At 41.2% G+C, this 22685-nt stretch carries 24 protein-coding genes and 1 pseudogene; 21 read left to right on the top strand and 4 right to left on the bottom strand.

All coding sequences use genetic code 11. From position 1 onward, the window contains the following. Positions 1-164 precede the first annotated feature (164 nt). The 12 genes from pta (at position 165) to MHH41_RS17095 (ending at position 10157) form a co-directional block, all read left to right on the top strand. On the top strand, positions 165-1136 hold the full coding sequence (gene pta / locus MHH41_RS17150; protein WP_003215086.1) for a phosphate acetyltransferase: 972 nt from the start codon (positions 165-167) through the stop codon (positions 1134-1136). Positions 1137-1269: 133 nt separating this feature from the next. Next, positions 1270-2121 carry a MurR/RpiR family transcriptional regulator gene (locus tag MHH41_RS17145; RefSeq protein ID WP_340866589.1) on the top strand — a complete coding sequence of 284 codons (852 nt, stop codon included), beginning with the start codon at positions 1270-1272 and terminating at the stop codon, positions 2119-2121. Between the two features lie 143 nt (positions 2122-2264). Continuing rightward, complete coding sequence (locus MHH41_RS17140; protein ID WP_137054240.1) at positions 2265-2936, top strand: RraA family protein; 672 nt, start codon at positions 2265-2267, stop codon at positions 2934-2936. Between the two features lie 11 nt (positions 2937-2947). Further along, entirely contained in the window at positions 2948-3823 is an 876-nt protein-coding gene (locus MHH41_RS17135) for a prephenate dehydrogenase/arogenate dehydrogenase family protein (protein WP_050944478.1), read from the top strand. A gap of 45 nt (positions 3824-3868) precedes the next feature. After that, complete coding sequence (locus tag MHH41_RS17130) at positions 3869-5203, top strand: TRAP transporter large permease subunit (RefSeq protein WP_003214816.1); 1335 nt, start codon at positions 3869-3871, stop codon at positions 5201-5203. A 13-nt stretch (positions 5204-5216) separates the two neighbouring features. After that, the gene (locus MHH41_RS17125) at positions 5217-5483 is read left to right on the top strand and encodes a hypothetical protein (RefSeq protein WP_003215032.1); all 267 of its coding nucleotides are present in this window, start codon (positions 5217-5219) and stop codon (positions 5481-5483) included. A gap of 175 nt (positions 5484-5658) precedes the next feature. Continuing rightward, the gene (locus MHH41_RS17120; protein ID WP_309216061.1) at positions 5659-6069 is read left to right on the top strand and encodes a YwqH-like family protein; all 411 of its coding nucleotides are present in this window, start codon (positions 5659-5661) and stop codon (positions 6067-6069) included. Next, complete coding sequence (locus MHH41_RS17115; protein ID WP_050944476.1) at positions 6062-6340, top strand: YwqI/YxiC family protein; 279 nt, start codon at positions 6062-6064, stop codon at positions 6338-6340. The genes MHH41_RS17120 and MHH41_RS17115 overlap by 8 nt, the downstream gene beginning before the upstream one ends. An 11-nt stretch (positions 6341-6351) precedes the next feature. Beyond that, entirely contained in the window at positions 6352-8142 is a 1791-nt protein-coding gene (locus MHH41_RS17110) for a T7SS effector LXG polymorphic toxin (RefSeq protein ID WP_340866588.1), read from the top strand. Next, on the top strand, positions 8142-8585 hold the full coding sequence (locus tag MHH41_RS17105) for an SMI1/KNR4 family protein (RefSeq protein ID WP_050944474.1): 444 nt from the start codon (positions 8142-8144) through the stop codon (positions 8583-8585). Before MHH41_RS17110 ends, MHH41_RS17105 begins: the two co-directional genes overlap by 1 nt. Before the next feature lie 162 nt (positions 8586-8747). Further along, a complete protein-coding gene (locus MHH41_RS17100; RefSeq protein WP_284907450.1) occupies positions 8748-9140 on the top strand; it encodes an SMI1/KNR4 family protein in 393 nt (130 codons plus the stop codon). 171 nt (positions 9141-9311) lie between these two features. Continuing rightward, complete coding sequence (locus MHH41_RS17095) at positions 9312-10157, top strand: lipoate--protein ligase family protein (RefSeq protein WP_253622057.1); 846 nt, start codon at positions 9312-9314, stop codon at positions 10155-10157. Positions 10158-10229: 72 nt separating this feature from the next. On the opposite strand, the gene MHH41_RS17090 is transcribed toward MHH41_RS17095, so the two are convergent. Then, a complete protein-coding gene (locus MHH41_RS17090; RefSeq protein ID WP_253622058.1) occupies positions 10230-11075 on the bottom strand; it encodes a hypothetical protein in 846 nt (281 codons plus the stop codon). Between the two features lie 512 nt (positions 11076-11587). On the opposite strand from MHH41_RS17090, the pseudogene MHH41_RS17085 reads away from it, so the two are divergent. From MHH41_RS17085 to MHH41_RS17075, 3 genes and pseudogenes are all read left to right on the top strand, one after another. Next, positions 11588-11882 (top strand): annotated as a pseudogene (locus MHH41_RS17085) (tetratricopeptide repeat protein); the annotation flags it as partial. 117 nt (positions 11883-11999) lie between these two features. Further along, the gene (locus tag MHH41_RS17080) at positions 12000-14276 is read left to right on the top strand and encodes a glycosyltransferase (protein ID WP_340866587.1); all 2277 of its coding nucleotides are present in this window, start codon (positions 12000-12002) and stop codon (positions 14274-14276) included. Continuing rightward, entirely contained in the window at positions 14273-14506 is a 234-nt protein-coding gene (locus MHH41_RS17075; RefSeq protein ID WP_284907448.1) for a DUF5970 family protein, read from the top strand. The genes MHH41_RS17080 and MHH41_RS17075 overlap by 4 nt, the downstream gene beginning before the upstream one ends. A 34-nt stretch (positions 14507-14540) precedes the next feature. Here MHH41_RS17075 and MHH41_RS17070 read toward each other — a convergent pair whose 3' ends face one another. Further along, positions 14541-15341 carry an RsfA family transcriptional regulator gene (locus tag MHH41_RS17070; protein WP_106032093.1) on the bottom strand — a complete coding sequence of 267 codons (801 nt, stop codon included), beginning with the start codon at positions 15339-15341 and terminating at the stop codon, positions 14541-14543. A gap of 238 nt (positions 15342-15579) precedes the next feature. Between MHH41_RS17070 and MHH41_RS17065 the strand changes: the two genes are divergently transcribed. From MHH41_RS17065 to MHH41_RS17050, 4 genes are all read left to right on the top strand, one after another. After that, positions 15580-15801, top strand: coding sequence for a DUF1450 domain-containing protein (locus tag MHH41_RS17065; protein WP_003215259.1), 222 nt, complete (start codon positions 15580-15582; stop codon positions 15799-15801). Between the two features lie 170 nt (positions 15802-15971). Further along, positions 15972-17273: an HD domain-containing protein gene (locus tag MHH41_RS17060; protein ID WP_106032094.1), complete on the top strand. Its 1302-nt coding sequence runs from the start codon at positions 15972-15974 to the stop codon at positions 17271-17273. 30 nt (positions 17274-17303) lie between these two features. Further along, positions 17304-17804, top strand: a complete 501-nt coding sequence (locus tag MHH41_RS17055; RefSeq protein WP_050944468.1) for a YwgA family protein — start codon at positions 17304-17306, stop codon at positions 17802-17804. A gap of 225 nt (positions 17805-18029) precedes the next feature. Continuing rightward, positions 18030-18842 carry a zinc-dependent metalloprotease gene (locus tag MHH41_RS17050; RefSeq protein WP_050944464.1) on the top strand — a complete coding sequence of 271 codons (813 nt, stop codon included), beginning with the start codon at positions 18030-18032 and terminating at the stop codon, positions 18840-18842. A gap of 52 nt (positions 18843-18894) precedes the next feature. On the opposite strand, the gene MHH41_RS17045 is transcribed toward MHH41_RS17050, so the two are convergent. Further along, positions 18895-19080 (bottom strand): 2-hydroxymuconate tautomerase, encoded by a 186-nt coding sequence (locus MHH41_RS17045; RefSeq protein WP_003214939.1) that lies wholly within the window; start codon positions 19078-19080, stop codon positions 18895-18897. Positions 19081-19193: 113 nt separating this feature from the next. Between MHH41_RS17045 and MHH41_RS17040 the strand changes: the two genes are divergently transcribed. Together MHH41_RS17040 and MHH41_RS17035 are read left to right on the top strand one after the other, a co-directional pair. Then, entirely contained in the window at positions 19194-19850 is a 657-nt protein-coding gene (locus tag MHH41_RS17040) for a site-2 protease family protein (protein ID WP_223251196.1), read from the top strand. A 12-nt stretch (positions 19851-19862) separates the two neighbouring features. Beyond that, positions 19863-20381, top strand: a complete 519-nt coding sequence (locus MHH41_RS17035) for a YwhD family protein (protein WP_050944462.1) — start codon at positions 19863-19865, stop codon at positions 20379-20381. A gap of 125 nt (positions 20382-20506) precedes the next feature. Here the strand turns inward: MHH41_RS17035 and MHH41_RS17030 are convergent, their stop codons facing one another. Further along, entirely contained in the window at positions 20507-22576 is a 2070-nt protein-coding gene (locus MHH41_RS17030; RefSeq protein ID WP_340866586.1) for a transglycosylase domain-containing protein, read from the bottom strand. Positions 22577-22685 lie beyond the last annotated feature (109 nt).

Raw genomic sequence — 22685 nt, 5'->3', positions numbered from 1 at the left:
CTTGAACGACGAAGTCAGCTTTTATGGAAATTGATTAAATTAGTTTGAAAAATAAGAATTTAATTTGTAAGCGCTATAATGTAAGTTGGTAGTTTGAATTTATGTAGAAGAAGAGTATGCTTGAAAGAGAACGCTTTTTTTGTAAAATCAAGGAGGGTATATAAGTGGCAGATATTTTTTCAACAGTTCAGGAAAAGGTTGCAGGTAAAGGAGTAAAGATCGTTTTTCCTGAGGGAATGGACGAACGCATTCTAACAGCCGTTCAAAAACTAGCAGATGGCAAAGTCTTGCAGCCAATTGTTGTAGGTAAAACACAAGAAGTTGAAGCAAAAGCAAAAGAATTAGGTCTTACACTTGATGGTGTTGACGTGTATGATCCTCATACATATGAAGGTTTTGAAGAGCTTGTACAAGCTTTCGTAGAAAGACGTAAAGGCAAAGCAACAGAAGAGCAAGCAAGAAAAGCATTACTAGATGAAAACTACTTCGGTACGATGCTTGTGTACAAAGGTCTTGCAGACGGACTTGTGAGCGGTGCAGCACACTCAACTGCTGACACAGTACGCCCAGCACTTCAAATCATTAAAACAAAAGAAGGCGTAAAGAAAACATCTGGCGTCTTCATCATGGCTCGTGGCGAAGAGCAATATGTGTTTGCTGATTGTGCAATCAACATTGCACCAGATAGCCAAGATCTAGCTGAAATTGCGATCGAAAGTGCAAACACAGCCAAAATGTTCGACATCGAACCACGTGTGGCAATGCTTAGCTTCTCTACTAAAGGCTCAGCAAAATCAGATGAAACAGAAAAAGTTTCTGAAGCAGTTCGTATTGCAAAAGAAAAGGCACCTGAGCTTGTACTTGATGGAGAATTCCAATTCGATGCAGCTTTCGTTCCTTCAGTAGCAGCGAAAAAAGCACCAGATTCCGTCATTAAAGGCGATGCTAGCGTATTTGTTTTCCCTAGCCTAGAAGCTGGAAACATCGGCTACAAAATTGCACAGCGCTTAGGTAACTTTGAAGCTGTAGGTCCAATCTTGCAAGGCTTAAACCAACCAGTAAATGACCTTTCAAGAGGCTGTAATGCTGAAGACGTTTACAACCTTGCGCTTATCACAGCAGCTCAAGCACTATAAAATAGCATCTCGGCTAAAGCAGTCAGCGCGATAGATTCGTGCTGGCTGTTTTTTTATTTTGGACAAATGTGTACAATATAGAAAGAAAACAATCTGATCGTAGATAAAGCCGATAGGATGGGCAGGTGCTAAAATGGAGGATTTAATACATAAGCTTCAGCATAAGGTCGCTTTTTTAACCGATGCACAGAGGAGAATTGCAGATTATATCGTACAACATCCAATGGAGGTCGCTTTTTTAACTGTCGATAAATTGGCGTCAAAAGTCGGGACGAGTACAGCAACCATCATGCGCTTCTCTGCTGCTGTGGGGTATTCTGGTTTTTCTGAGTTTCAAAAAGAGCTTCAATCAGCGATGAAGCATAAAGCCGACCCTCAAACAAGACTTGAGGCGAATCTCAAGCATTCAAATAAGAGTAAGCTCCTGCATAACCATGTAGAATTGCAATTTCAAAATATCCAGTACGCATTGGACAATATCACGGAAGAAACCTTTCAGCAAATTGTTAGGAAAATAGCCAATGCGCGCCACGTTTTGTGTACAAGTGTCCGAAGTGGAAGACCTGTTGGCGAATACATGTCGTTAGGAATCAATCGGCTATTGGGGAATTGCCAGTATATTGATGCAGATCAAAGTGACTGGGTGGATGATTTGGTTCATTTCAACTCGAGTGATTTCATTATAGCGGTCAGCTATCCGCGTTATGCAAAGCGTATGAAGGATTTGATGGAAGCAGCAAAGTCTTATGGGGTGGAAGTCCTTTTAATTACAGACAGCTACAGCTCTCCACTAACTAAATATGCACAATATGTATTACCGTGTTCCTCAGCAAGTGTAGGCTCTCATAACTCTGTCGTATCTGCTATCTTTATCGTCGATTTCATCTTAAGTGCATTAGCGATGAATGATCCAGAAAGAACAAAACCACGTTTAGATCAAATCAATCATATGTTAACGAAAATGAGTTATCACACAACACAATAGTCGTGTGGGGACTCATTTTTTATTTTTTTGAAAGCGCTTTACTAATTAAAAATGAGATGGTATGATCATATCACGAAAGTAATATATATTACTTTAAATGAATTAAATGTAATGAATATAACTCGAAGGGGATGATGAAAACAATGAGTACTGTTCATTTCGTGTCAAATGATCTTATAGCTAGGGCAAGAAAGCTTAACTCAACCTTGTTGTCAGACGTGATGGGATGCACCGGCGCGATGGATCATCAAATCAAACCAGTTGCGAGAGGCATGAATGTAGTCGGCACAGCTTTTACCGTGAGCTTACGGCCAGGAGATAATCTGTTTCTTCACCAAGCGATTTATTCTGCACAAGTAGGCGATGTACTCATCGTTGATGGGAAAGATCATAGGGGTCACGCATATTTAGGAGAATTGATGGCCGGTTCAGCAAAAGCTGTTGGAATAGAAGGAATCGTGATCGACGGTCTTGTCCGCGATAAAGTCGCTTTAGAGGAATTAGCTTTTCCAATCTATAGTAAGGGATTCACGCCGAATGGACCTTTTAAGGATGGGCCTGGTGAATTGAATGGAATCATCTCGTGTGGAGGGGTCAAAGTATCACCAGGTGACTTGGTCGTTGCAGATGATGATGGAGTGGTGATTGTTCCGAAGGAGAAAGCAGAAGAGATGCTGTCGTTGGCTGAAGAGAAACAAGCATATGAACATCAAAGATTAAAAACCATTCAACATTATATGAGCGAAGGAAAGCAGGATATCAGTCTCTTAGCCCCTGCATGGCTAGAGGGCAGAATGAAAAAATTCCAGAGATAGGGGAATCTGTGATGAAGATAGGCTTTATCGGTTATGGAGAAGCTGCATATGAGCTGTCAACGGGATTGAAAACAGAAGGATTAGATCATTTTTATGCGTATGATGTACTATTACAGAATGAGAAACTTGCTGGACCAATGAAAGAAAAAGCAGCCCGCACAGGCGTCGAATTAACAAGTAATGTGAGTGAAGTCATTGCAAAATCTGACATTGTCATTGCGGCTGTGCCAGCGAATAAAACCCTAGAAGTGGCTCAATCCGTATTAGGAAGTTTGAAAAAAAATCAAGTATATGTGGATGTGTCGGCATCAACTCCAGATATTAAAAAACAAGTGGCAGACGAAATTAAAAAGCAAGAAGCTCTATTTGTAGATGCCGCCATGCTAGGATCTCTTCCGGTTAACAAACACAAGGTTCCAATCACTGCTAGCGGAAGTGGAACAGATCGATTCATTGAATTAACGAAAGAATACGGTATGAATATTACAAAAATCAGTGATCAGCCTGGAGATGCTTCAGCCTTAAAGCTAATAAGAAGCATTTATATGAAAGGGATCGTCGGTTTACTTGTTGAATTTTTGGAAATTTCTAAAAAATATAATGTCGAAGATCAAGTGATTTCTTCACTAAGCGAAACGCTGGACAGCAAAAGTTTTGAAGAGACGATGAATCGTCTTGTGACAGGGAGTGCATTACATGCAAAAAGACGAGCGGTCGAATTACTTGGCTCTATTGAAATGCTGGATTCAGCTCATATTGATGCGAGCATGTCCCGGGCAGCACAACAGAAGCTAGAGAGATTAGCAGACTTTCAATTCGTTGAACGGTTTAATGGGAAAAAGCCGGTCAGCTGGAAAGAAGTCATTGACGTGATGCAGCAAGGGTGATTTTTGTAAGCGTTTTATTTAAGAAAGGGGAGGCGAAGAAACGACATGGGTTTTATTGCATTAATTGTATTCATAGCCGTCATCATTATATGGAATGTCGTCGTGAAACGAAATATGGGAGAAGCCATGCTGTTAGGCTTTATTGCAACCACTTTGTTTGGCGGAATGGATGCGCTTAGACTGTTCTGGGATGGTTTAAAATTTGCATCCACATATGAGGTGCTTTATGCAGCCGTTGCGTTTGTGTTCATGGCCTATTTAATCGAAAAGCTGGAATTAATTCACGCACTCTTGCGCATCCTGAATTCGGTTGTCGGCAAGCTTCCTGGGGGAGCGGCTTATATGAGTACGTTAGGTTCAGCAGTCTTAGGTGCTCTTTCAGGTTCAAATTCTGCAAACACAGCTGCCACTGGCTCTATTACGGCTTCTTGGATGATTAAATCAGGATGGAGCCGAACCCATACGGCCACGATTCTAGCCGGGAATGGCGGACTTGGAGCCGCGCTGCCACCAAACTCTTCCATGTTTATCATGCTGGGCTTTGCACCAGTTGCAGCCCTTGTCTCTGAAGGTGATTTATATATTGCTCTTTTAATAGGAGGACTGTATCAAGTCGTATACCGGTTTATTTTGGTGTATATTCTGGTGAAAAAGAATAAAATCCAAGCGATGCCGCCAGATGATATTGTTCCCTTTAGAGAAGCTGTGAAACAGGGATGGAAATCGATTTTTATTTTTTTCGGTGCCTTGATCCCTATCATCATCACAATTGGTCCGCTGGCAAACTACTTAAAAAGTAATCCAAACATTGGACCAGAGGCAATGGATCAAATTTCTTTAATTACGTGGATTCCGATTCTCATGATGCTGATTAGCTTAACAATTGGAAGAAAAAAAGCGTCTGCTTTAGATTGGTCTCAGTTTTTCAAGTCGGCCATCCCTAAGTTTACAACGATCGGTGCCTTGATGCTGTTTGCTGTTGCTGCTAGTCAGGTGCTTGCTGAATTAGGACTCGCAGAAGATTTGACGCAAATCACGTCAGTACTTGCCATTCCGAAGTGGCTCATGGTGCTCATTGTTGGTGTTCTTGTCACGCTGGTGGCTGGACCATTATCTTCAACTGCCACATTAACAGCTGTTGGGCTTGTCTCATTTTCAGCTTTAATCTCAGTCGGAGTAGACCCTGTTGTCGCTGTTGTCGCCATTCTTGCTTTTTCATCAACAGAAGGCGCTTCCCCGCCGGCATCTGGGTCAATTTTCATCGCTTCTGGTCTTGCAGGAGCCCGGCCGGAGAAAACATTTATACCGCTCATTCTTTACTATATGCTGCCGATTGTAGGAATTGGCTGGCTCATCGGAATGGGCATACTTCCAGTATAGAAAGGAGAAACACATGAGAGCATTGATGGAATTTTTATTTAAAGTGCTGCTTGTCCTTTTCTTAACGTCAGGTACCCTGTTGGTATTCGGTCAAATACTAGGGATTCTCTTGCAGAATGGAGATTTGATCATAGCAAGTACGAACCTATTTAAAAATCCTACACTGGTATTAAGCGCTTTTTTTAGTCTTGTTGGTTTCTCTCTTCATTATATTTCTGAAAAGAAAGACACGTCATTTAGTGATCAACCATCAGCATCAGCTGGTGATTCGATCAAATAAGCGTCAAAAGCTGGATTCAGTTGGTGAATTCAGCTTTTTTTGCGCGTGTGAAATAGGTATAAAAACCCAATACGTACGATTCATTTTTCGTTGAATTCGTTTTCAATCATATGCCTCTTGTGCTAGGAAATGGTAACATAACGGAGGACTATTTAAGGAATAGAGGTGTTTGACGATGTCTGGAGCTATCATCGGTTATACAACAGCCTTGTATTCGTTAAAGGCAGACATATCCATAAAAAAAGAACAAATCATAGAACTGAGCATGTGTCGAAAAGAAATAAAAGAAGCAAAATTGTCTCTGGCAGATGCTGGTAAAAAAATCACTCATCCAGATCTGACATCACATACATGGTTTGGCCTTCTTGCAGATACGTTTGATGACATTCGAGACGAGATGGCATCCGCCAGTCAAGAGATAAAAGGTGTACAACTCACCAATCTAGTGAATCGAATTGATGAGAAAATCAGTGACCTAAAATCGGAAATCCATTCGTTAGAACATGAGATCCATTCCGTTGAAAGAAAAATAGAGAGAGAAAAGCAGAAACAATTGGAAGAAAAAAGAGGGAAGTCACATGAGTAGAGAAATCAAAATAGATGCCAGTGAAATCAAACGAGTTTTACAACATACCAAACAATCAGGCGCTCAAATGAATACAAAACTTCCAACAACCATCAAAGGGAGAAACCAGCTCCTAGCAGCAGATACATTAGAAAGAATCAATCAACAGTTGAACGAATTAAGTACATCCTACATAGGCATTCTTCAGAAACAGCTTGTACAAACAGAACAAGCGGTGAACACCATGATCGAAACGGACAAGGCGCTTGCCTCCAGCAATAAAAGAAAATAAAGGAGAACGCAATGAAAACCCTTGACGCCTTTGCGCTAATAAACGGAATTGACCAAACGCTGAATACATTAAAGCAGCAATCACAACAAATCAGCTCCATAGAAAAACAAATCCATCACATCATTTCACTTGATGGCGCACTAAAGGGAGAGGCGGGACAAGCCATCCGCTCCTTTTATACAGAATGTCATATTCCCTTCCTGCAATTCTTTCAGGTCGTCATTGAGGAATACAGCACTGCGCTGAAAAGCACAAAACAGGCGCTTCATGCACTTGAATCAAATCAGCACGGCTTGATCTCACAATCATTTATTGAACACGAACTAGATCAAGGACTAAAAAAAGCGGAGCGCACGATATCTGAGATCGTAACGGATGTAAACCATGCCATCGGCAGAATTGGTCATATTGTTCATTTGCCAAATGTAGACGAATCAGCTTTTCAGCAAAACTATCAAAAAGCATGGCTTGAGACCTCAAGAACCGTTGGTCTGCTTCATGCATTTGACAGAGAGCAAACAAGCGCTTTACATGAAACCACAAGCTCCCTTCAAACAATGAAGCAATACATAAATACCTTAAGTACCATGTTCACCGGCCCAAAAATCGACATCATGAGCTATCAAAAGGGATCTATTTTCAAAGATGGAAAAGAAGAAAAAGTGAACAGCACCATCAGTGGATTGAATGGCAAAATAGACAACAACCAAGAAGAAAATCCAATGATGATCATGCTGAAGAAGCTGAGAGAGAAAGAACGGACGAATGTGGAGACGGTTGTTCTGGATGACACACATAAACACATCAACAAACAAGTCACAGTCAACGACCCATCCCTTACGACATTGCAAAGGGAAGCCGTGAACGGGAAAAACAAGATTCATAGAGACATCAGGGTCATAAATGGTAAACTATACAACGTCAAAGGCATTAAAAAATTAAAAGAATTCGATATCGCAGATGAAGTCGTCACCGATTCATCCGATATTGATTTTATTGGCGGCCGATACACCGTTTACGCCAATAAACAAATCATCCGAACGTATATCGCGAACGGTGAAGTAAGAATAGAAGAAGTAGACAAAATCCCAGAAAGCCGCAGCCGAGGAAACGCGAAACGCATATTAGACGGTGAAGTCGTCTCAACAGCCGAAAACATCATCCTAGAATACAGCGGCATCTACGACGGATATCGAGCCGTTACTGGCAAAGACCCAGAAACCAGCCAAAACATCAGCAGAACAGACCAAGTTCTGTCCGTAGCTTCAATTATCCCAATCGCTAAAATAGTGAAGGTAGGGAAATATGTTTTTAAGATGGATCAAGGGAAGAATGCGGTGAAAAGGGTTACTATTAGTACAGGGAGCAAGATAGATTCTAACACAATAAGAAAATATGTTAGGGATATAGAAGGACGAACAGGAAGAGAGCTACCTAAAAACCAAATAGATAATTTGAAAGCAGCATTAAGAAATAAAGAGTATAACAAAATGTCACCCATAGAAACGGCTAAGCATCGGGCGAAATTTGATAGTTTGAAAAATAAAGTAATCAAAGATTGGGAAAGAAATACTGGACAAAAGTGGCCAGTGTATAATGAAAATATTATTTCGGAAAAAACCGGTAAAGTAATTAGAAAAAAAGGAGATAAGTATGATGCTCACCATATAATTGAAAATACTTTTGGAGGGGAGCATGAATGGTGGAATATGCATCCTGCAAAATTTCCAAATGAGCATCAAGCTGGTATACATGGTGCAGGTTCACCAGCAAATACATTATTTAAAGGAGTTAAAAAATAATGAGATATGAGTTTATTAAGAAAAACGAAGAAAATAGTTTTTTTTTAGTAACTGAAAAAGAAATAATAGATGTTGAAAAGGAACTTGATTTAAAGTTTCCCAAGGAGTTAATTAATTTTTATATAGAGGTAGGTTACGGTTTTATTAATGGGTCTGAGTTTAACATTAATCGTATTATGGACCCTTATTCTGTAAGAGACTTTCGATTAAGGGCTAATGATTTTGAATTCTATCCAGACATTGAAATCTATGATGAATTTGAGAATAACAAATTAATATTTTTTGAAGCAAATGAGACAGCTTTAATGTCAATTGAATTGAATGAAAAGGATAGAAGCGCAATATACTATTATGATATCCAAATCGCTAATTCTTTAGAGGAGTTTTTAACCAATATCCAAGAGGATGATAAATATTATCTAGATTTACTAGTAGACTATTAAAAGCCTTTCAAGATTTACTTTGCCATTGATCAATTAATATATGAGAATTGGACAAGGGGAAATTCATAAATTGGAATATAATTGTGGATTGAGTGACCTGTTAAGTAAATCTAAAGATAAAGCAAAACTTCATAAACATAGCACTTATCTAGGAGGATCCAAATGGTCGATTTATCCCAAATCCCAGGCCTAATCATCAACAATCCAGAAACTGATATAAACATCAAAAAGGCAGAATCCCAACTAAACATGGTGCTACCCGATGCTTATAAAAACTTGCTGAAACAGACAAATGGATGTTCCATTGGTGGCGATGTCCTACTATACGGCACTGAGGACATTACGGAACGAAATGCAACATGGGAGGTTCAGCAATATGCAAGCGGCTATGTGGCGATTGGCGACGATGGCGGCGGGCGAGTATTTCTCATGCGTCAGGCCGAAGAGGAGAAAAAGGTGTGGATTGTGGATGCTGGTGTAATGGACCCTCAGCATGCAGAGTTGATGACTGAAAACTTGCTGAAATGGGTGAGTGAGGGATGTATCGTTGAATGATTATATTGCCTAGAATGCATGAATCACTGAAAAGTAAAAACAAATCATCCAACTGAAACGCTCTGTGACGCAAATGTCATGGAGCTTTTTTGATAATATCACTCCGGATTCTCCCTCCATTCATCCCATGTTATAATAAACACAGTTTATGAACGAGAGGATATGCAGGACATGAAAAATGAACCTATTGAGTTACTGACACAGCCGAAATGGCGAATCATAGATCAATCGAGCCTAGGTCTCTATGTGGACCCGAAGCAATCCTTTGCGATGGATGATACGCTTTGTGCGTCGGTCGGGAAGGGGCTCTCACCAGCGACAGCGCGTTCTTGGGTGCATCACAATACGATTGTTCTTGGGATTCAAGATACAAGACTGCCATTTCTGCAAGATGGCGTGAAACTGCTTGAGGAAGAGGGGTATCGCGTTATTGTACGCAATTCAGGCGGCCTTGCTGTGGTGCTGGATGAAGGTGTCTTGAATGTATCGTTAATTTTTGCGGAACAAAAGAAGGGCATTGATATTGACCGCGGGTATGATGCGATGGTGGAATTGGTCTGCCGGATGCTGTCTAAGTATGAGGTGGACATTGAAGCTTATGAGATTGTCGGCTCTTATTGTCCGGGCAGCTATGATCTAAGCATCAATGGAAAGAAATTTGCAGGCATTTCTCAGCGTAGATTACGCGGTGGAGTTGCTGTGCAAATTTATTTGTGTGCAGATGGAAGCGGGCGGGAACGTGCCGACTTAATCCGCCGTTTTTATGATGCCGCTTTAAAGGACAAACGAGAAGAAGTGAAGGCTGTGTTTCCTGATATACAGCCAAATACGATGGCTTCTTTATCAGAATTAACTGGAGAACCAATTGATTGTGCACTTCTTATGCGTCTTTTACTAGAAGAGCTTCAAACGCTCAGTGATCAGCTGACAGCGTCAGGACTGAACGCAGAAGAACAGCTGGAGTTTGAAAAAAACATGACGCGGATGATTGAGCGGAATGAAAAGGTGTTTTCGTGAAGGGGAAGTAAATTTTTAAAATTATATTTTAGATCGACAAAACAATCAAGTCATTTTGTCGATCTATCTCTATTATTTTAATTCAGCTTTATAGCCAATATAAATGTTAGGATCAAAAGTGTATATTCCAGGTTGATTAAATGTTAATGCAGAGATTTGGAAAGCATACTTCTGTTTAACAGGATTCCATGATCCATTTGGATAATAAGCTGGGTAAACTTTGAAATTAGGGTACGTTGTGTTAATCCAGGTCATACTAGAATTTGGACGTATACTTCGTTTCAATGTATATAGGCTTAATGAATTTCGACCGCTGTCGGGACCATCAGTTCTAACTTCTGTTATGTAGCTATTATTCGGAATTGAACTGTCATTTGATAGGTCAAAGTATTGTAGCGAGCTAGTTTTATTAAATGACGTAATCGAAGTTTGATTAAGCGTAATCCTTTTTTCCATAACCGAGGAGATCGGAATAGGGTATAAAACAGGCACACCTACAGCAACATTTAATTCATAGGGAAATTGATTTTTTTTATCATCAGAAGGTTCAATGTAAATTAAATAATCTCCTACTGTATCCGTTGGGAATTCAACTTGAGCTGTTCCTTCTTCATTAATCGTGCTTCTTCCTATTCCTTTACTTTGTGAAATGATTTCACTATTAGGATTAGTAATTTTGACATCAAATGTTTTAGAAGAGCGAAGGGTTAGTTTTTCTGTCTTATTCATGCCAAGGGAGACTTTATACAGTCGTCGATCATCTGCATGTGTAATAGTTGTCTTAGCTTCATCTGGTGGATAAAAAGCATTATTTCTTTTTAATTCAATTGAATTACTTGGCTCATCTGCTGCTTGTGCGTTAAAGGAGATAGTGCTTAATAAAATAATGGTCACTAACCCAAATAATATTTTCCTCAATATTTAACAACTCCCTTTTATTTATTAATATATATCGGTATTTTTTCTAATAAATTAACATTATATCAAATAAATTCCTTTTTAGTTTAATAATTATAGATAATTAAAAAGGAGAAGTTGTGATGAAATCCAAAACGGCAGTTACCTCTATTTACTATGACTCCCTGTCATCAAGGGAGCCGGCTAGGGCAAGTGCCATTTCTTCATCCTGACCTGACACTTGGCATCACGGTCTTTATATTTTTATGTCGTGTTTTTGGTCAATGTCCTTTTTAGTGTGATGCTATTTATGGACACATTCACCTGCAAATTTAAAGCTGTTTTCGAAAAAATTATCCGATATAATAGAAACACGTCTTAAAAAAAGAGGGACGAAACGATGGATAATCCTAAAATTTGAAATTATCTAAGGAAAAGGTATTTAAAGATCCAGTGCGCCGTTATGTTCATTTGCGAGACACATAAATATTGAGTTTAATAGGGTTTTAGCTTCTTCGACAAATTAAACAGAAGGAACCACTTCAGAAGAACTGGAAAAACGCTTTACTAGGATTAGGAAGTACATACAGAACCTTATGAGAATATGAAAAGTCCAAGCAGATATTCCTAAAAGGGATAGAAGCTTACCCGGATAACAAAGCCATTCAAACGTTCTATGCCATGACTTTGTATAATTTGAAGGAACATAAGAAAGCGATGGAAATATGACTGAATTGTTTAACTGAAACGACAACAGATCCTACTATTTTGAATTATCGAAAGTCTATTGATTTTTATTCAAATCAGTTAGATAAATTGTGGAAATAAACCATTTACGATAGTCAAATAGAAATGGAAGGGGCACTGTAATGAAAGAATCCCCTCCTTCGTTATGTAGTTTTATATGCGATAGTCATTTATGACATAAGAAAGAAGGAAATTGTATTGTCATTATTCACCACGTATTACCCGCTGTTTATGCTTTGTGTTTTATCTGTGCTGTATGTAATGTATCGTATTCAGCCGGTGGCCACTACTGTTAAAAAAATCATCATTGTGCTCTGTGTGTTAACAAATGCCGCCTATATTTGCTGGCGTCTTTTCTTTACACTGCCGCATGAAGGTATTTTTAATATTGTGATGGGTATTTTGCTTGTTGCCTGTGAATGCATTGGGTTTTTACAGCTGCTTGTGTTTTATACACTTGTTTGGAAGCCTTCCAATCGGAAGCAAGTCATGATCAGTGATCTTGACAGGCTGCCAACAGTTGATATTTTCATAGCTACATATAATGAACCAATTGAAGTGCTGAAACGCACTGTTGCAGGTTGTGTGAATCTCTCTTATCCAAAGGACAAAGTCCACATTTATTTATGTGATGATGGCAAGCGGGAGTCTGTAGAGCAGCTTGCTTCTGAGTTTGGTGTTCATTATCTGACAAGAACAGATAACAAGTATGCGAAGGCGGGTAACTTAAACCATGCGATGTCTCAAACGAATGGGGAGCTGATTCTCACACTTGATGCGGATATGGTCCCCCTTCCTTCGTTTTTAGAAAAAACAGTGCCTTACTTTCATGATGGAGCGACGGCGTTTGTTCAAGTTCCACAGGCGTTTTATAACGAAGATCCTTTCCAATATAATATGTTCTCGAAGGATCGAATTCCAAATGAGCAGGACTTCTTCATGCAAACCCTCCAAGCTGGGAAGGATCGGTTTAATGCTGTGATGTATGTCGGTAGTAATACTGTCTTTAGAAGAATCGCCTTAGATGAAATTGGCGGATTTGCTACTGGGGTGATTACAGAAGACATGGCGACAGGAATGCTACTCCAAGGAAAGTTCAAATCTGTGTCTGTCGGAGAAGTATTAGCCGTCGGTCTGGCACCTGAAAGCTGGCTGGATCTGTTAAAGCAGAGAGATCGGTGGTCGAGAGGGAACATTCAGTGTGCCCGTAAGTTTAATCCTTTGAAGGTTCGTGGCTTAACGCTGATGCAGCGAGTTCTTTATTTAGATGGTATTGTGTATTGGTTTAACGGTTTGTTTAAAATGATTTACATTCTCACACCGATTTTGTTTTTATTGTTTGGTATTCAAAGTTTCTGGGCAGATTTCCAGTCCATTTTCATGTTCTGGTTACCGGCGTTCTTTAGTTCCTATTTAGCATTTAAACTAGTGTCGAATCAAAAAAGAAGCATGTTTTGGAGTCATATTTATGAAAGCTCTATGGCATTCCACCTGGCTGGTGTGGCTTTAAGTGAGCTGTTTTTCAAAAAGAGAGTGGAATTTCTTGTCACACCAAAGGGAATTCAAACGAACAAAAGACACTTTCATTTGAAAACGATGATTCCCCATTTGATCTTTTTGCTGCTCTCATTGCTTGTCCTAGTGAAAATAGGATACGATGTGAAGGTAAATGGGACGATGAATGCTGATCTCATGTTGATTAATATATTTTGGGTGATGTATAACGGTGCAGGTCTATTCATGGCACTGCTTGTGGCGTTTGACCGTCCGCGTTATCGAAAATCAGAGCGGTTTGTCATTGAAAAAGAGGGACAGCTTCATTCTGATCATCAAGATGAGTCGATTGCTTGTTTTCTACTAGATATGAGTGATTCAGGTGCGCGTCTATCCATTCCATTGGATCAAGCTTCTTCTCTTTATCAAGGACAAACGCAATTGTTCTTTTCAGAGGATGAAAGTGTGGCGTGTGATGTGGTTTGGAGCCATCCAGAGGGAGACAAGCTGATGGTTGGTGTTGCTTTTACTGACACACAAAAATCAGAGTATCTATCACTGATCCGCTTCCTATTCACACGAGAGCATGTATCGATAACGGATCGTGAGAAAAAATCCTATGCTGTTCGGACATTTCTCCGCTTTGTAAGAGAAACGAAGAAGGTACCAAAGGCCTTGCAGCGCAAATGGATGAGAAGGCCTTTGCAAGGTGTGGCAGGCACGCTGTCCTATGAGGGCCGGTTAGAAGAGAAGGTGCCGGTGAACATACATGATATTAGTTTATCTGGATGCAAAATCGAGTCTGAAGCTTCAATTGAATTAAATGAGAAAGTGCTGATCACCATTGACGCAGAATCTCTGACAGATCAGCCGGCAATTGCCGTTTGGACTTCAAAAAGGCGCGGCCGCACAATTGTCGGACTCAAGTTTATTCAACCTGAAATCAAGCAGATAGAAGAAAGAGAGGGAGTGGTTTCTTGAAATCCAAAAACGGCGGTTACCTCTATTTACTATGGCTTCCTGTCCTCATGGGAGCCGGCTACGGCATTTCGCTTTTAGTGCCGTTTCTTCAGCCTGTACTGACACTTGGCATCGCAGGTCTTTATCTTTTTATGTTTGGTGATTTTCAGGTGAGACAAGTCAGGTATATTTTTATGTTCGTGTTTTTGATTAATGTTCTTTTTAGTGTGATGCTATTTTTAGGCATTTAAAAAAGTGCTTCCCGCAGATGGGGAGCACTTTTTGTTATTCTGCCATTTTTTCGAGGTTGCCGTTTCGGTCCATTTTAAAGGTTGGAGCGGCAGTGTCGTCCTCTTCAAACAAAACTAGTTTTCTTGCACGGTTCATGATTTTGACGAGTGTTTCATAATCTTCTTGAATCGTGAGCTGATCCTTTTCAAGCTTTTTCACTTCTGCTTCTAGCTGTGTGACTTTATGTGAAAGTTCGTTATTTTCTCGTTTTAACCGGCTGTTTTCCATGCGTAAGGCAGAGGATTGCTGTCCATCGCCTTCATAGCGGCGCAAGAAATCAATGACATCTTCGATGGTTAACTCCTGTTGCTGCCTAAAAGGATTGGCTTCTGGCTTTTTCTCTGCGACATGAGAAGCCTGTGACAATAAATGTGATAAACTAGCTAACTCTTCATTGTAGCTTTGGTCTACAAACTGGAGCTGCTCGGCTGTTTCAGATGCTGGTGCAAACGTTTCTTCCTGCGCTGGTTCCAGCTCCTGTGAGAATTCCTCTTGCATGACCGTTTCTTCTACTTGTGGCTGATAGAGTAATCGTTTCTTTGCAGGCTGACCATTGCCGAGTGCGCGCATCCGTTGTTTCCGCTGCTTTTTGGCAAGGGCTAAAGCTTTTTCATATTGATGCCTCACAACAGCATTCCATCTAAAACCGCATGCCGCTGAGGTGCGATTTAGCTTGTCTCCTACTTCTTCAAACGCATTCAGCTGTGTGCTGCCCTCTCTGACGTGACGTAAGACGGTTTCTGCCAAAAGGAGATCGTCTTCCTCTGACCAAGCATCTTGTCTTTGTTTTGACATGTTTAAACCCCCATATGATTTGATGGTATTAGATTAGCCAAGTTCAAGAAGGTTTATACAAGTTTGCTAAAAGGATAGTGGAAAATACTAGCTTTTTAATGAGCGCGTCTCAGCGTTTACAATGCGTCTTGCAAGTCCAGCCGCTTCGATGTACAATGTTGGGTGGTATATTATGACTCTTGGTTGTCCAACTGTTTCATATAAAATGAAGTTCATCATTGAAAGGAAGCGTAAGACCATGGCTAATGAGTTTCGCGTATGTGACGATTGCGATGCGACGAACCTAAAGACGTTGCTGCCTCGACTCAAATCGGTTGACCCTGATGCAAAAATTGAAATTGGCTGTCAATCCTATTGTGGTCCAGGACGAAAAAAGGCTTTTGCGTTTGTGAACAATCGCCCATTATCCGCACCAACAGAAGATGAGTTACTCGAAAAGGTTCAAAAAAAAGTTAAATAAATGTCACTGAATGTGTTCAGTCGACCTAAAAAGAGGTCCGTCCCTGTCAGGTCGGGCTTTTTACGTCCATGCAATCGTTGAGAACACATTCACGAGCAAATTCAAGGATGTTTTCGGGAAAAGTTACCCGATATAATAGAAACACGTCTTAAAAAAAGAGGGACGAAACGATGGCGTATCCAAAAGGGAAATTATCTGAGGAAAAGGTATTTAAAGATCCTGTGCACCGTTATGTTCATGTACGGGACGCATTAATATGGGACTTAATAGGAACAAGAGAATTTCAGCGCCTGCGCCGAATTAAACAGCTAGGAACCACTTATTTGACGTTTCATGGTGCAGAACACAGCCGTTTCAATCATTCACTCGGTGTATATGAGATTGTGAGACGGATTGTGGATGATGTATTCAAAGGACGGCCGGAATGGGATGAGGGAGAACGCGAGCTTGTCCTGAGTGCGGCCTTGCTTCATGACCTCGGACATGGACCATTTTCTCATTCCTTTGAAAAGGTCTTCCACTTAGATCATGAATCGTTTACAAGAGATATTATTTTAGGGCAAACCGAAGTCAATGAAGTGCTTCGCCGGGTGAGTGATGATTTCCCGAAGCATGTGGCTGAAGTCATTGCCAAAACGTATCAAAACAAACAGGTGGTCAGTTTGATCTCAAGTCAAATTGATGCCGACCGTATGGACTATTTGCAGCGTGATGCCTACTATACAGGCGTCAGCTATGGCCATTTTGATATGGAGCGTATTTTGCGCGTGATGCGTCCGAGAGAAGATCAGATTGTGATGAAGCAGAGCGGGATGCATGCGGTCGAGGATTATATTATGAGCCGCTATCAAATGTACTGGCAAGTCTATTTTCACCCAGTGACACGCAGTGCGGAAGTCATCTTAACGAAAATTCTCCATCGTGCAAAAGAGCTGCATAAAACGGGCTATATTTTCACACATGCCCCTGTTCATTTTTATTCGATTTTTGAAGGGAATGTCACCACAGAGGACTATATTAAACTGGATGAATCCATTGTCTTATTTTATTTTCAGGCGTGGGAAGATGAAGAAGATCACGTGCTGGCTGATCTGTGCCGCCGTTTTATGAACCGCCGATTGTTCCAATATACAGAGTTTAATCCGAATGAAGAAATGACGAAATATTTCAAGCTGACCGCCTTGTTCAAGGAGGCAGGCATTGATCCTGACTATTATTTAGTCGTCGACTCTTCCTCTGACTTGCCATACGACTTCTACAGACCAGGGGAGGAAGAAGAGAGACTGCCGATCCACCTTTTGACGCAAAGCGGTCATATTAAAGAGCTGTCGAGACAGTCAGATATTGTTGATGCCATTTCCGGTAAACGAAGAACCGATCATAAACTTTATTTCCCGATGGACTTAATTGTAGATATGTCGGAAAAAGCTGAAGAAAAGAAGGCGATCATGAAGCTGCTTGGATTGGGATAAGGAAGTACTGAAAAAGGAGATGTCGGGAATTTGTTGAAAGAGCATGCAAAGTTGATGAAGGTATTCTCTGAATCCGGGGAAATCGTTGGACGGAAGAAGCTGCAAAAGATGATTTACATAGCAAAAAAGCTAGATTTGCCTTTTTACGAGAAATACGATTTTCACTTTTATGGCCCCTATTCAGAGGAGTTGACGCTCAGAATTGAAGAGCTGTGCAACCTTGGATTCTTGGATGAAATGAAGGAAAAAAAAGGCGGATACTATCAATATCGCTATTCGCTGACAGACAATGGGAAAGAGTTTCTCGATCAGTGTGAAGTGGACATGCCTGACCTCAAAGTGCTGACGCAGCAGATGAACGAGCAGTCGTCTCGTTTCCTAGAGCTCGTCTCTACGATTTTATACTTTGATGATCTGCCACAAGATGAGGTAAAGGAAAAGGTCTTCACCATTAAAAGCAAGCAGCGCTATACGGACGAAGAATTTGAGGATGCTCTTGCTTATATTGATCAGTTGAAGGAATTGAACTAGTTTCGCAAAAGCCCAGCATTTAGGGCTTTTTTTTGTTTTGTAAGACCCAGATCAAAAGCGCTATTTTTCGATGAAGTGTGTGCTGAAGGATCCGAAAAATTAGTGAATATGACGTATTTCGACTTTCTTCCTGTGTATCTAATTCCCTGTTTTTGACTGAATAGAAGGAAAGTGGTGAATTTTCAGTGAATATATAACTTTGTGAAAATCAAAGGAGGGATAGGAATGAAAAAGCGTTCAGTCTTTTTGTCATTTTTATTGGTAGGTAGTTTGTTACCGGGAGTAAGTTCAGCTTCAGCACCAGTCGCGAGTGCTGGTCATGGGCATGATCATGGTCATGCGCCGTTCGAAACACATATTAGTGAGGGGTTGCCAAAGGCAAACGATTTTAAAGATTTGACGAAAGCACCTCCAATTGAACGAGATGTGACAACAAAGGTATTAGATGAGTCTGGTAAGCAGGTGGGCTCTAGAACCTTTAAGGCGAATACAGGAGATTCTATTTCAACAAAGGCAAGTACAGGCAGTCAAAAAGTAACGGTCTATGCTGTAGCAGATGCGCAGTATCGTGCGAAATATAGTGACTGGCAAACACGCATTGTCAGCATCATCGAGCAAGCAGATGTCACGTTTAACCGTGATCATGATGTGGACTTTGTCGTACAAGCAGTAGGATCTTGGACGTCTTCGGGATCAAATGCAGAGCAAATTTTGTCTAACCTTGCGCGCAGCTTTGATGGCAGAGGATACGATTTTGTCACTGGATTTACAGCAAATCCAAACTTTGATGCTGGCGGAATCGCTTATGTCTACAATAGTGCACCAAGCGGAAGTGCATTCGCCGTTAACCTTGACCAAGGAACAGCGAATACAGCAAAAGCGGCTACGCATGAATACGGCCATAACTTTGGCTTACCGCACGACCCTCAAGGAAGCGGCATTGTCTGCTTAATGAATTATGATTATTCCTACACAGTCGATTTCTTCGATGCGGCTCATAAAAATCAGGTGAACCGTAACAAAGCGTGGTACAGATAAGAATGAAGACAAAAGGACAAACACCGGAAAAGTGTTTGTCCTTTTTATATGCTTACAGGTCGCTCATTCGCTTTCCTGCTACGGCATAGTGTTCTTTTTTCATTTCTTCAATAATGACAGAGACTTTTTCTGCCCCTGCGCCTGTTGTTTCAACAACGGCATCAGTGACTTTCTCCACAAGCGCTCTTTTCTGCTCGTCTGTTCTTCCTTCAAGCATTTGTACGGTTACAATCGGCAATGTGAAAACCTCCTTTTTCCTTTCATGCTACGCTTCCCTTTAGTTTAAGGGACTTCTTATAGTATACTGAATGAAGTAAATCATTGTATAGAAAGAAAGAGGGATTCATGCCTTTGAACCAATTTCTTGTGTATCCATTAGAACTCATTCCATATGTCGCCATTACGCTTGTTGTTGCATTTACGATGCACGAGCTGGCGCATGCATATGTTGCGTATCGTTTCGGCGACCCGACAGCTAAGAACCAAGGGAGACTCACATTAAATCCACTGAAGCATCTCGATGTATTTGGGACGATTTTGATCTTTGTCGCCGGGTTTGGCTGGGCGAGACCTGTACCGGTCAATCGTTACCATTTTAAAAACCCGCGCTTAGCAGGAATCTGCGTCTCGATTGCTGGCCCTTTAAGTAACTTAGTGTTGGCGTTTCTAGGCTTTTTCGTGTACGTGCTTCTTCAGAAGTTTGGCGGGGAGTCGCTCATGCGCTTTGAGCCGGGAGTTGATCATTTCTTCCGGATATTTATTAACTTGAACGTCATTTTGTTCCTATTTAACTTATTGCCACTTCCGCCGCTGGATGGGTATCGTATTATTGAGGACGTCGTCAGCCCCCGTATCCGTGCGAAAATGACGCAATTCGAACAATATGGGATCATTATTTTTCTCATATTCGTGATCACGCCGCTAGGACAGTTTGTTTTTGGTCCATTGATCGGAATGCGGGATCAAATCATTCAATGGTTTAATCTTATTTTGAAGCCGCTGCTTTAGGAGGTTTAATGAATGGAAGGTAAAAAGAAGAAACCAATTGGTTTTAACATCATTAAAAAAACAGATGCAACCGACGGACACGGAGGCTTTGGAGCTGGTGCGCTCAGCCTAGATAACATTTCGCCGGTGATCATTGACGTAGAGGAAAAGGAAGCTGTCATTGATATTGGTGCGATGCATGCAAGAAGTGCCGTGGAAAAAGGAATTAAATTCTTGAAAAGCAAAGAAGAGGTACCGAACGGAAAGCCGTATTGGCTCGTATGGGTGACCATTGACCGCAGAGAAGAAGGTCCTTATTATGCGGGTGTGACGGCTTGCGAAATGACCGTCGACCGTTCAATCCGCCGCGGGTATAAGTCGCTTCCAGAGCATGTGAATTTCATGGATAAATCAATGAAGCGAAATATCGTCGTCAGTCATATGGATGATGTATCGAAAAAGGTGCTGGCTGATTTCTTGAAGAGTCATAATGAAGCACTATGGGAAGCATCCACAGATGAATTAAAAGAAGGATTGTCTGTCTCAGTATAATTGTGAATTTTTTGTGAAGAATGGCGGATCATTACCAATTTCAGCTGGTTTTTGAGTAAACTGGTGTTAAAGCTAGGACATGGAGAATCCCGAGATGTAAATCTCGGGGTTTTTCATGTCTTTTTTTAACGTTTCAGCCACTTTTCCCACCATTTCTTTGGCTTTTGATCTTGAACTGGATCTTGCTTAGATGATTTATCCTCAGCACCGTAGCACACACCTGTCGGCTCCGTTCCTTCTATAAAATAGGTGAATACCTTTGATTCACATCCTGGGCCTGCGAGATCGCCGGTTTTTGGATTGATATACACACCTTTTACGCCGTCTGGCGGCATGAAGGAGGAGGCTGGCTGTTTGGAGAGGGCTGATTCCATAAAAGATGCCCATATCTTTTTTGCATAGGCTGTTTCTTCGACCGAGTCAATGGTACGCCCTTTATCATAGCCTGTCCACACACCTGTGACGAGCTGGGGAGAGAAGCCGATCATCCAGCTGTCGGCTCCTGTCGTTCCCGATTTTCCTCCGTATGTTCGCGTGAGATCCTTCATAATGGTGCGGCCTGTGACACTCGTATAGCCGTTTAACTGATCATTGAACATTCCTGACATCATGTCGGTGGTGACAAAGGCTGCCTTTTCATCTAGGACTTGCTCTCGTTTTTGTTTTTCTTCAAAAAGCACGTTGCCTTTAGCATCCGTTACTTTTGTAATAAAGGTGGGTTTGACTCGTTTTCCGCCATTGACAAGCATTGCGTAAGCATTGGTCATTTCAATTGGTTTGACAGGAGACGTGCCTAGGGCAAGTGATGGCACCTGATCTAGTTTTTCGTTGATGCCAAATGTTTTGCCCGCACGTACAAGCTGTTCCATTCCTAAAAATAGATGGGTTTTCACGGCATAAATATTATCAGACAGCGCCAAGGCTTGAAGCATCGTAATGCCATCATTTGCGTAATAGCCATGGTAATTGCTTGGTGAATAAGCAGCACCGCTTCCTTGATCATCGAGCTCAAAAACCGTTTCTTCACTGCGCATGACGGTTGCTGGTGTAAACCCATTTTGCAAGGCAATGTAATAGAGAAGAGGTTTCATTGTTGAACCGGGCTGTCTTTTCGCTTGTGTCACTCGGTTGAATGGACTTTTCTCATAATCTCTTCCCCCGATGAGGGCGAGTACATGACCTGTTTGGGGATGGATAGCAGTAAAGCCGATTTGGATATCTGATTTCGAATAGATTGTGCTTTTCAACGTCTTCTCAGCCATTTTCTGTAATTCTGGATTTAAAGTCGTTTGGATATGAAGGCCATAAGTTTCGATCTGTTCCTCAGTTAACCCCAAGCTTTGTTTCAACTCACGAATCACATCATCATAAAAATAAGGAGCTTGCTTTGCTTGCAGCTGCTTCTTTTGCAAAGGGCGATAGGACAGTTTTTCTTTCGCGGCTTCAGCGGCTGCCTTTTTCGTAAGCATGCCGTCCTCTTGCATGTGCCTCAGAATCATATTCTTTCTTGCGCCGGCTTTCTCTTCATTCACATAAGGGGAGTAGAGAGAAGGGCCCTTTGGGATACCGGCAAGTAAGGCAGATTCAGCGAGAGTTAAATTCTTCGCTTTTTTCCCGAAATACAGACGGGACGCCGCTTCCACGCCATAAGCTCCATGGCCATAATAAATGGTGTTCAAGTATCCTTCTAAAATCTCATCTTTTGTATAGTTTTGCTCTAAGCGAATCGTGTAAAAGGCTTCATTCCATTTTCGCTTCCACGTTTTATCATGATCTAAATACAGATTTCGTGCATATTGCTGGGTGATCGTGCTTGCGCCTTGTACCTTAGCCATGGCACGAATATCAGCCACTGCAGCACCCGCCATCCGTTTCACATCAAAGCCATGATGCTCATAAAAGGTTTTATCCTCAACAGCTACAGCTGCCTGCCTGATATGAGGGGACATGTCCTTTAAGGGCACCCAATATCTCTTTTCTCCAAAGCTGGATTCTCCAAGCTTTGAACCATTGGCTGCATAAATCGTCGTAGATTGGGGAACTTGAACAGAAGGGGCGCCTTGCCATTTGGCTATTAAAAGAATCGTCAAAAAGACAGTGCCTGCAAATAGAAAAGCGAGCAAGCCAATAAAAAAACAGGCTCGAATCGTTTTCACGGTCATGCGGATTTTTTTATTACTCATGATTGTGTCCATGCAAAGCCCCCATTTTGACGGTTTTTTATCAGTATGGAACAAAGAAAACCGTTTTAAACAAATGATTGCAAGAGCGTGCATTAAAATTGAAGAGAACTCATGCGGTTCT

Source organism: Bacillus sp. FSL K6-1145 (assembly GCF_038003425.1).
Lineage (GTDB): Bacteria > Bacillota > Bacilli > Bacillales > Bacillaceae > Bacillus > Bacillus pumilus.
The sequence above is the reverse complement of the archived record's forward strand: the minus strand, read 5'-3'. Positions and strand labels throughout refer to the sequence as shown.

What these genes read in the sequence shown, in the direction of transcription:
- MHH41_RS17145 (WP_340866589.1), top strand. Translation starts at nt 1,270, where the DNA reads ATGGAGGATTTAATACATAAGCTTCAGCATAAGGTCGCTTTTTTAACC.
- MHH41_RS17140 (WP_137054240.1), top strand. Translation starts at nt 2,265, where the DNA reads ATGAGTACTGTTCATTTCGTGTCAAATGATCTTATAGCTAGGGCAAGA.
- MHH41_RS17135 (WP_050944478.1), top strand. Translation starts at nt 2,948, where the DNA reads ATGAAGATAGGCTTTATCGGTTATGGAGAAGCTGCATATGAGCTGTCA.
- MHH41_RS17130 (WP_003214816.1), top strand. Translation starts at nt 3,869, where the DNA reads ATGGGTTTTATTGCATTAATTGTATTCATAGCCGTCATCATTATATGG.
- MHH41_RS17125 (WP_003215032.1), top strand. Translation starts at nt 5,217, where the DNA reads ATGAGAGCATTGATGGAATTTTTATTTAAAGTGCTGCTTGTCCTTTTC.
- MHH41_RS17120 (WP_309216061.1), top strand. Translation starts at nt 5,659, where the DNA reads ATGTCTGGAGCTATCATCGGTTATACAACAGCCTTGTATTCGTTAAAG.
- MHH41_RS17115 (WP_050944476.1), top strand. Translation starts at nt 6,062, where the DNA reads ATGAGTAGAGAAATCAAAATAGATGCCAGTGAAATCAAACGAGTTTTA.
- MHH41_RS17110 (WP_340866588.1), top strand. Translation starts at nt 6,352, where the DNA reads ATGAAAACCCTTGACGCCTTTGCGCTAATAAACGGAATTGACCAAACG.
- MHH41_RS17105 (WP_050944474.1), top strand. Translation starts at nt 8,142, where the DNA reads ATGAGATATGAGTTTATTAAGAAAAACGAAGAAAATAGTTTTTTTTTA.
- MHH41_RS17100 (WP_284907450.1), top strand. Translation starts at nt 8,748, where the DNA reads ATGGTCGATTTATCCCAAATCCCAGGCCTAATCATCAACAATCCAGAA.
- MHH41_RS17095 (WP_253622057.1), top strand. Translation starts at nt 9,312, where the DNA reads ATGAAAAATGAACCTATTGAGTTACTGACACAGCCGAAATGGCGAATC.
- MHH41_RS17070 (WP_106032093.1), bottom strand. Translation starts at nt 15,341, where the DNA reads ATGTCAAAACAAAGACAAGATGCTTGGTCAGAGGAAGACGATCTCCTT.
- MHH41_RS17065 (WP_003215259.1), top strand. Translation starts at nt 15,580, where the DNA reads ATGGCTAATGAGTTTCGCGTATGTGACGATTGCGATGCGACGAACCTA.
- MHH41_RS17060 (WP_106032094.1), top strand. Translation starts at nt 15,972, where the DNA reads ATGGCGTATCCAAAAGGGAAATTATCTGAGGAAAAGGTATTTAAAGAT.
- MHH41_RS17050 (WP_050944464.1), top strand. Translation starts at nt 18,030, where the DNA reads ATGAAAAAGCGTTCAGTCTTTTTGTCATTTTTATTGGTAGGTAGTTTG.
- MHH41_RS17035 (WP_050944462.1), top strand. Translation starts at nt 19,863, where the DNA reads ATGGAAGGTAAAAAGAAGAAACCAATTGGTTTTAACATCATTAAAAAA.
- MHH41_RS17030 (WP_340866586.1), bottom strand. Translation starts at nt 22,576, where the DNA reads ATGGACACAATCATGAGTAATAAAAAAATCCGCATGACCGTGAAAACG.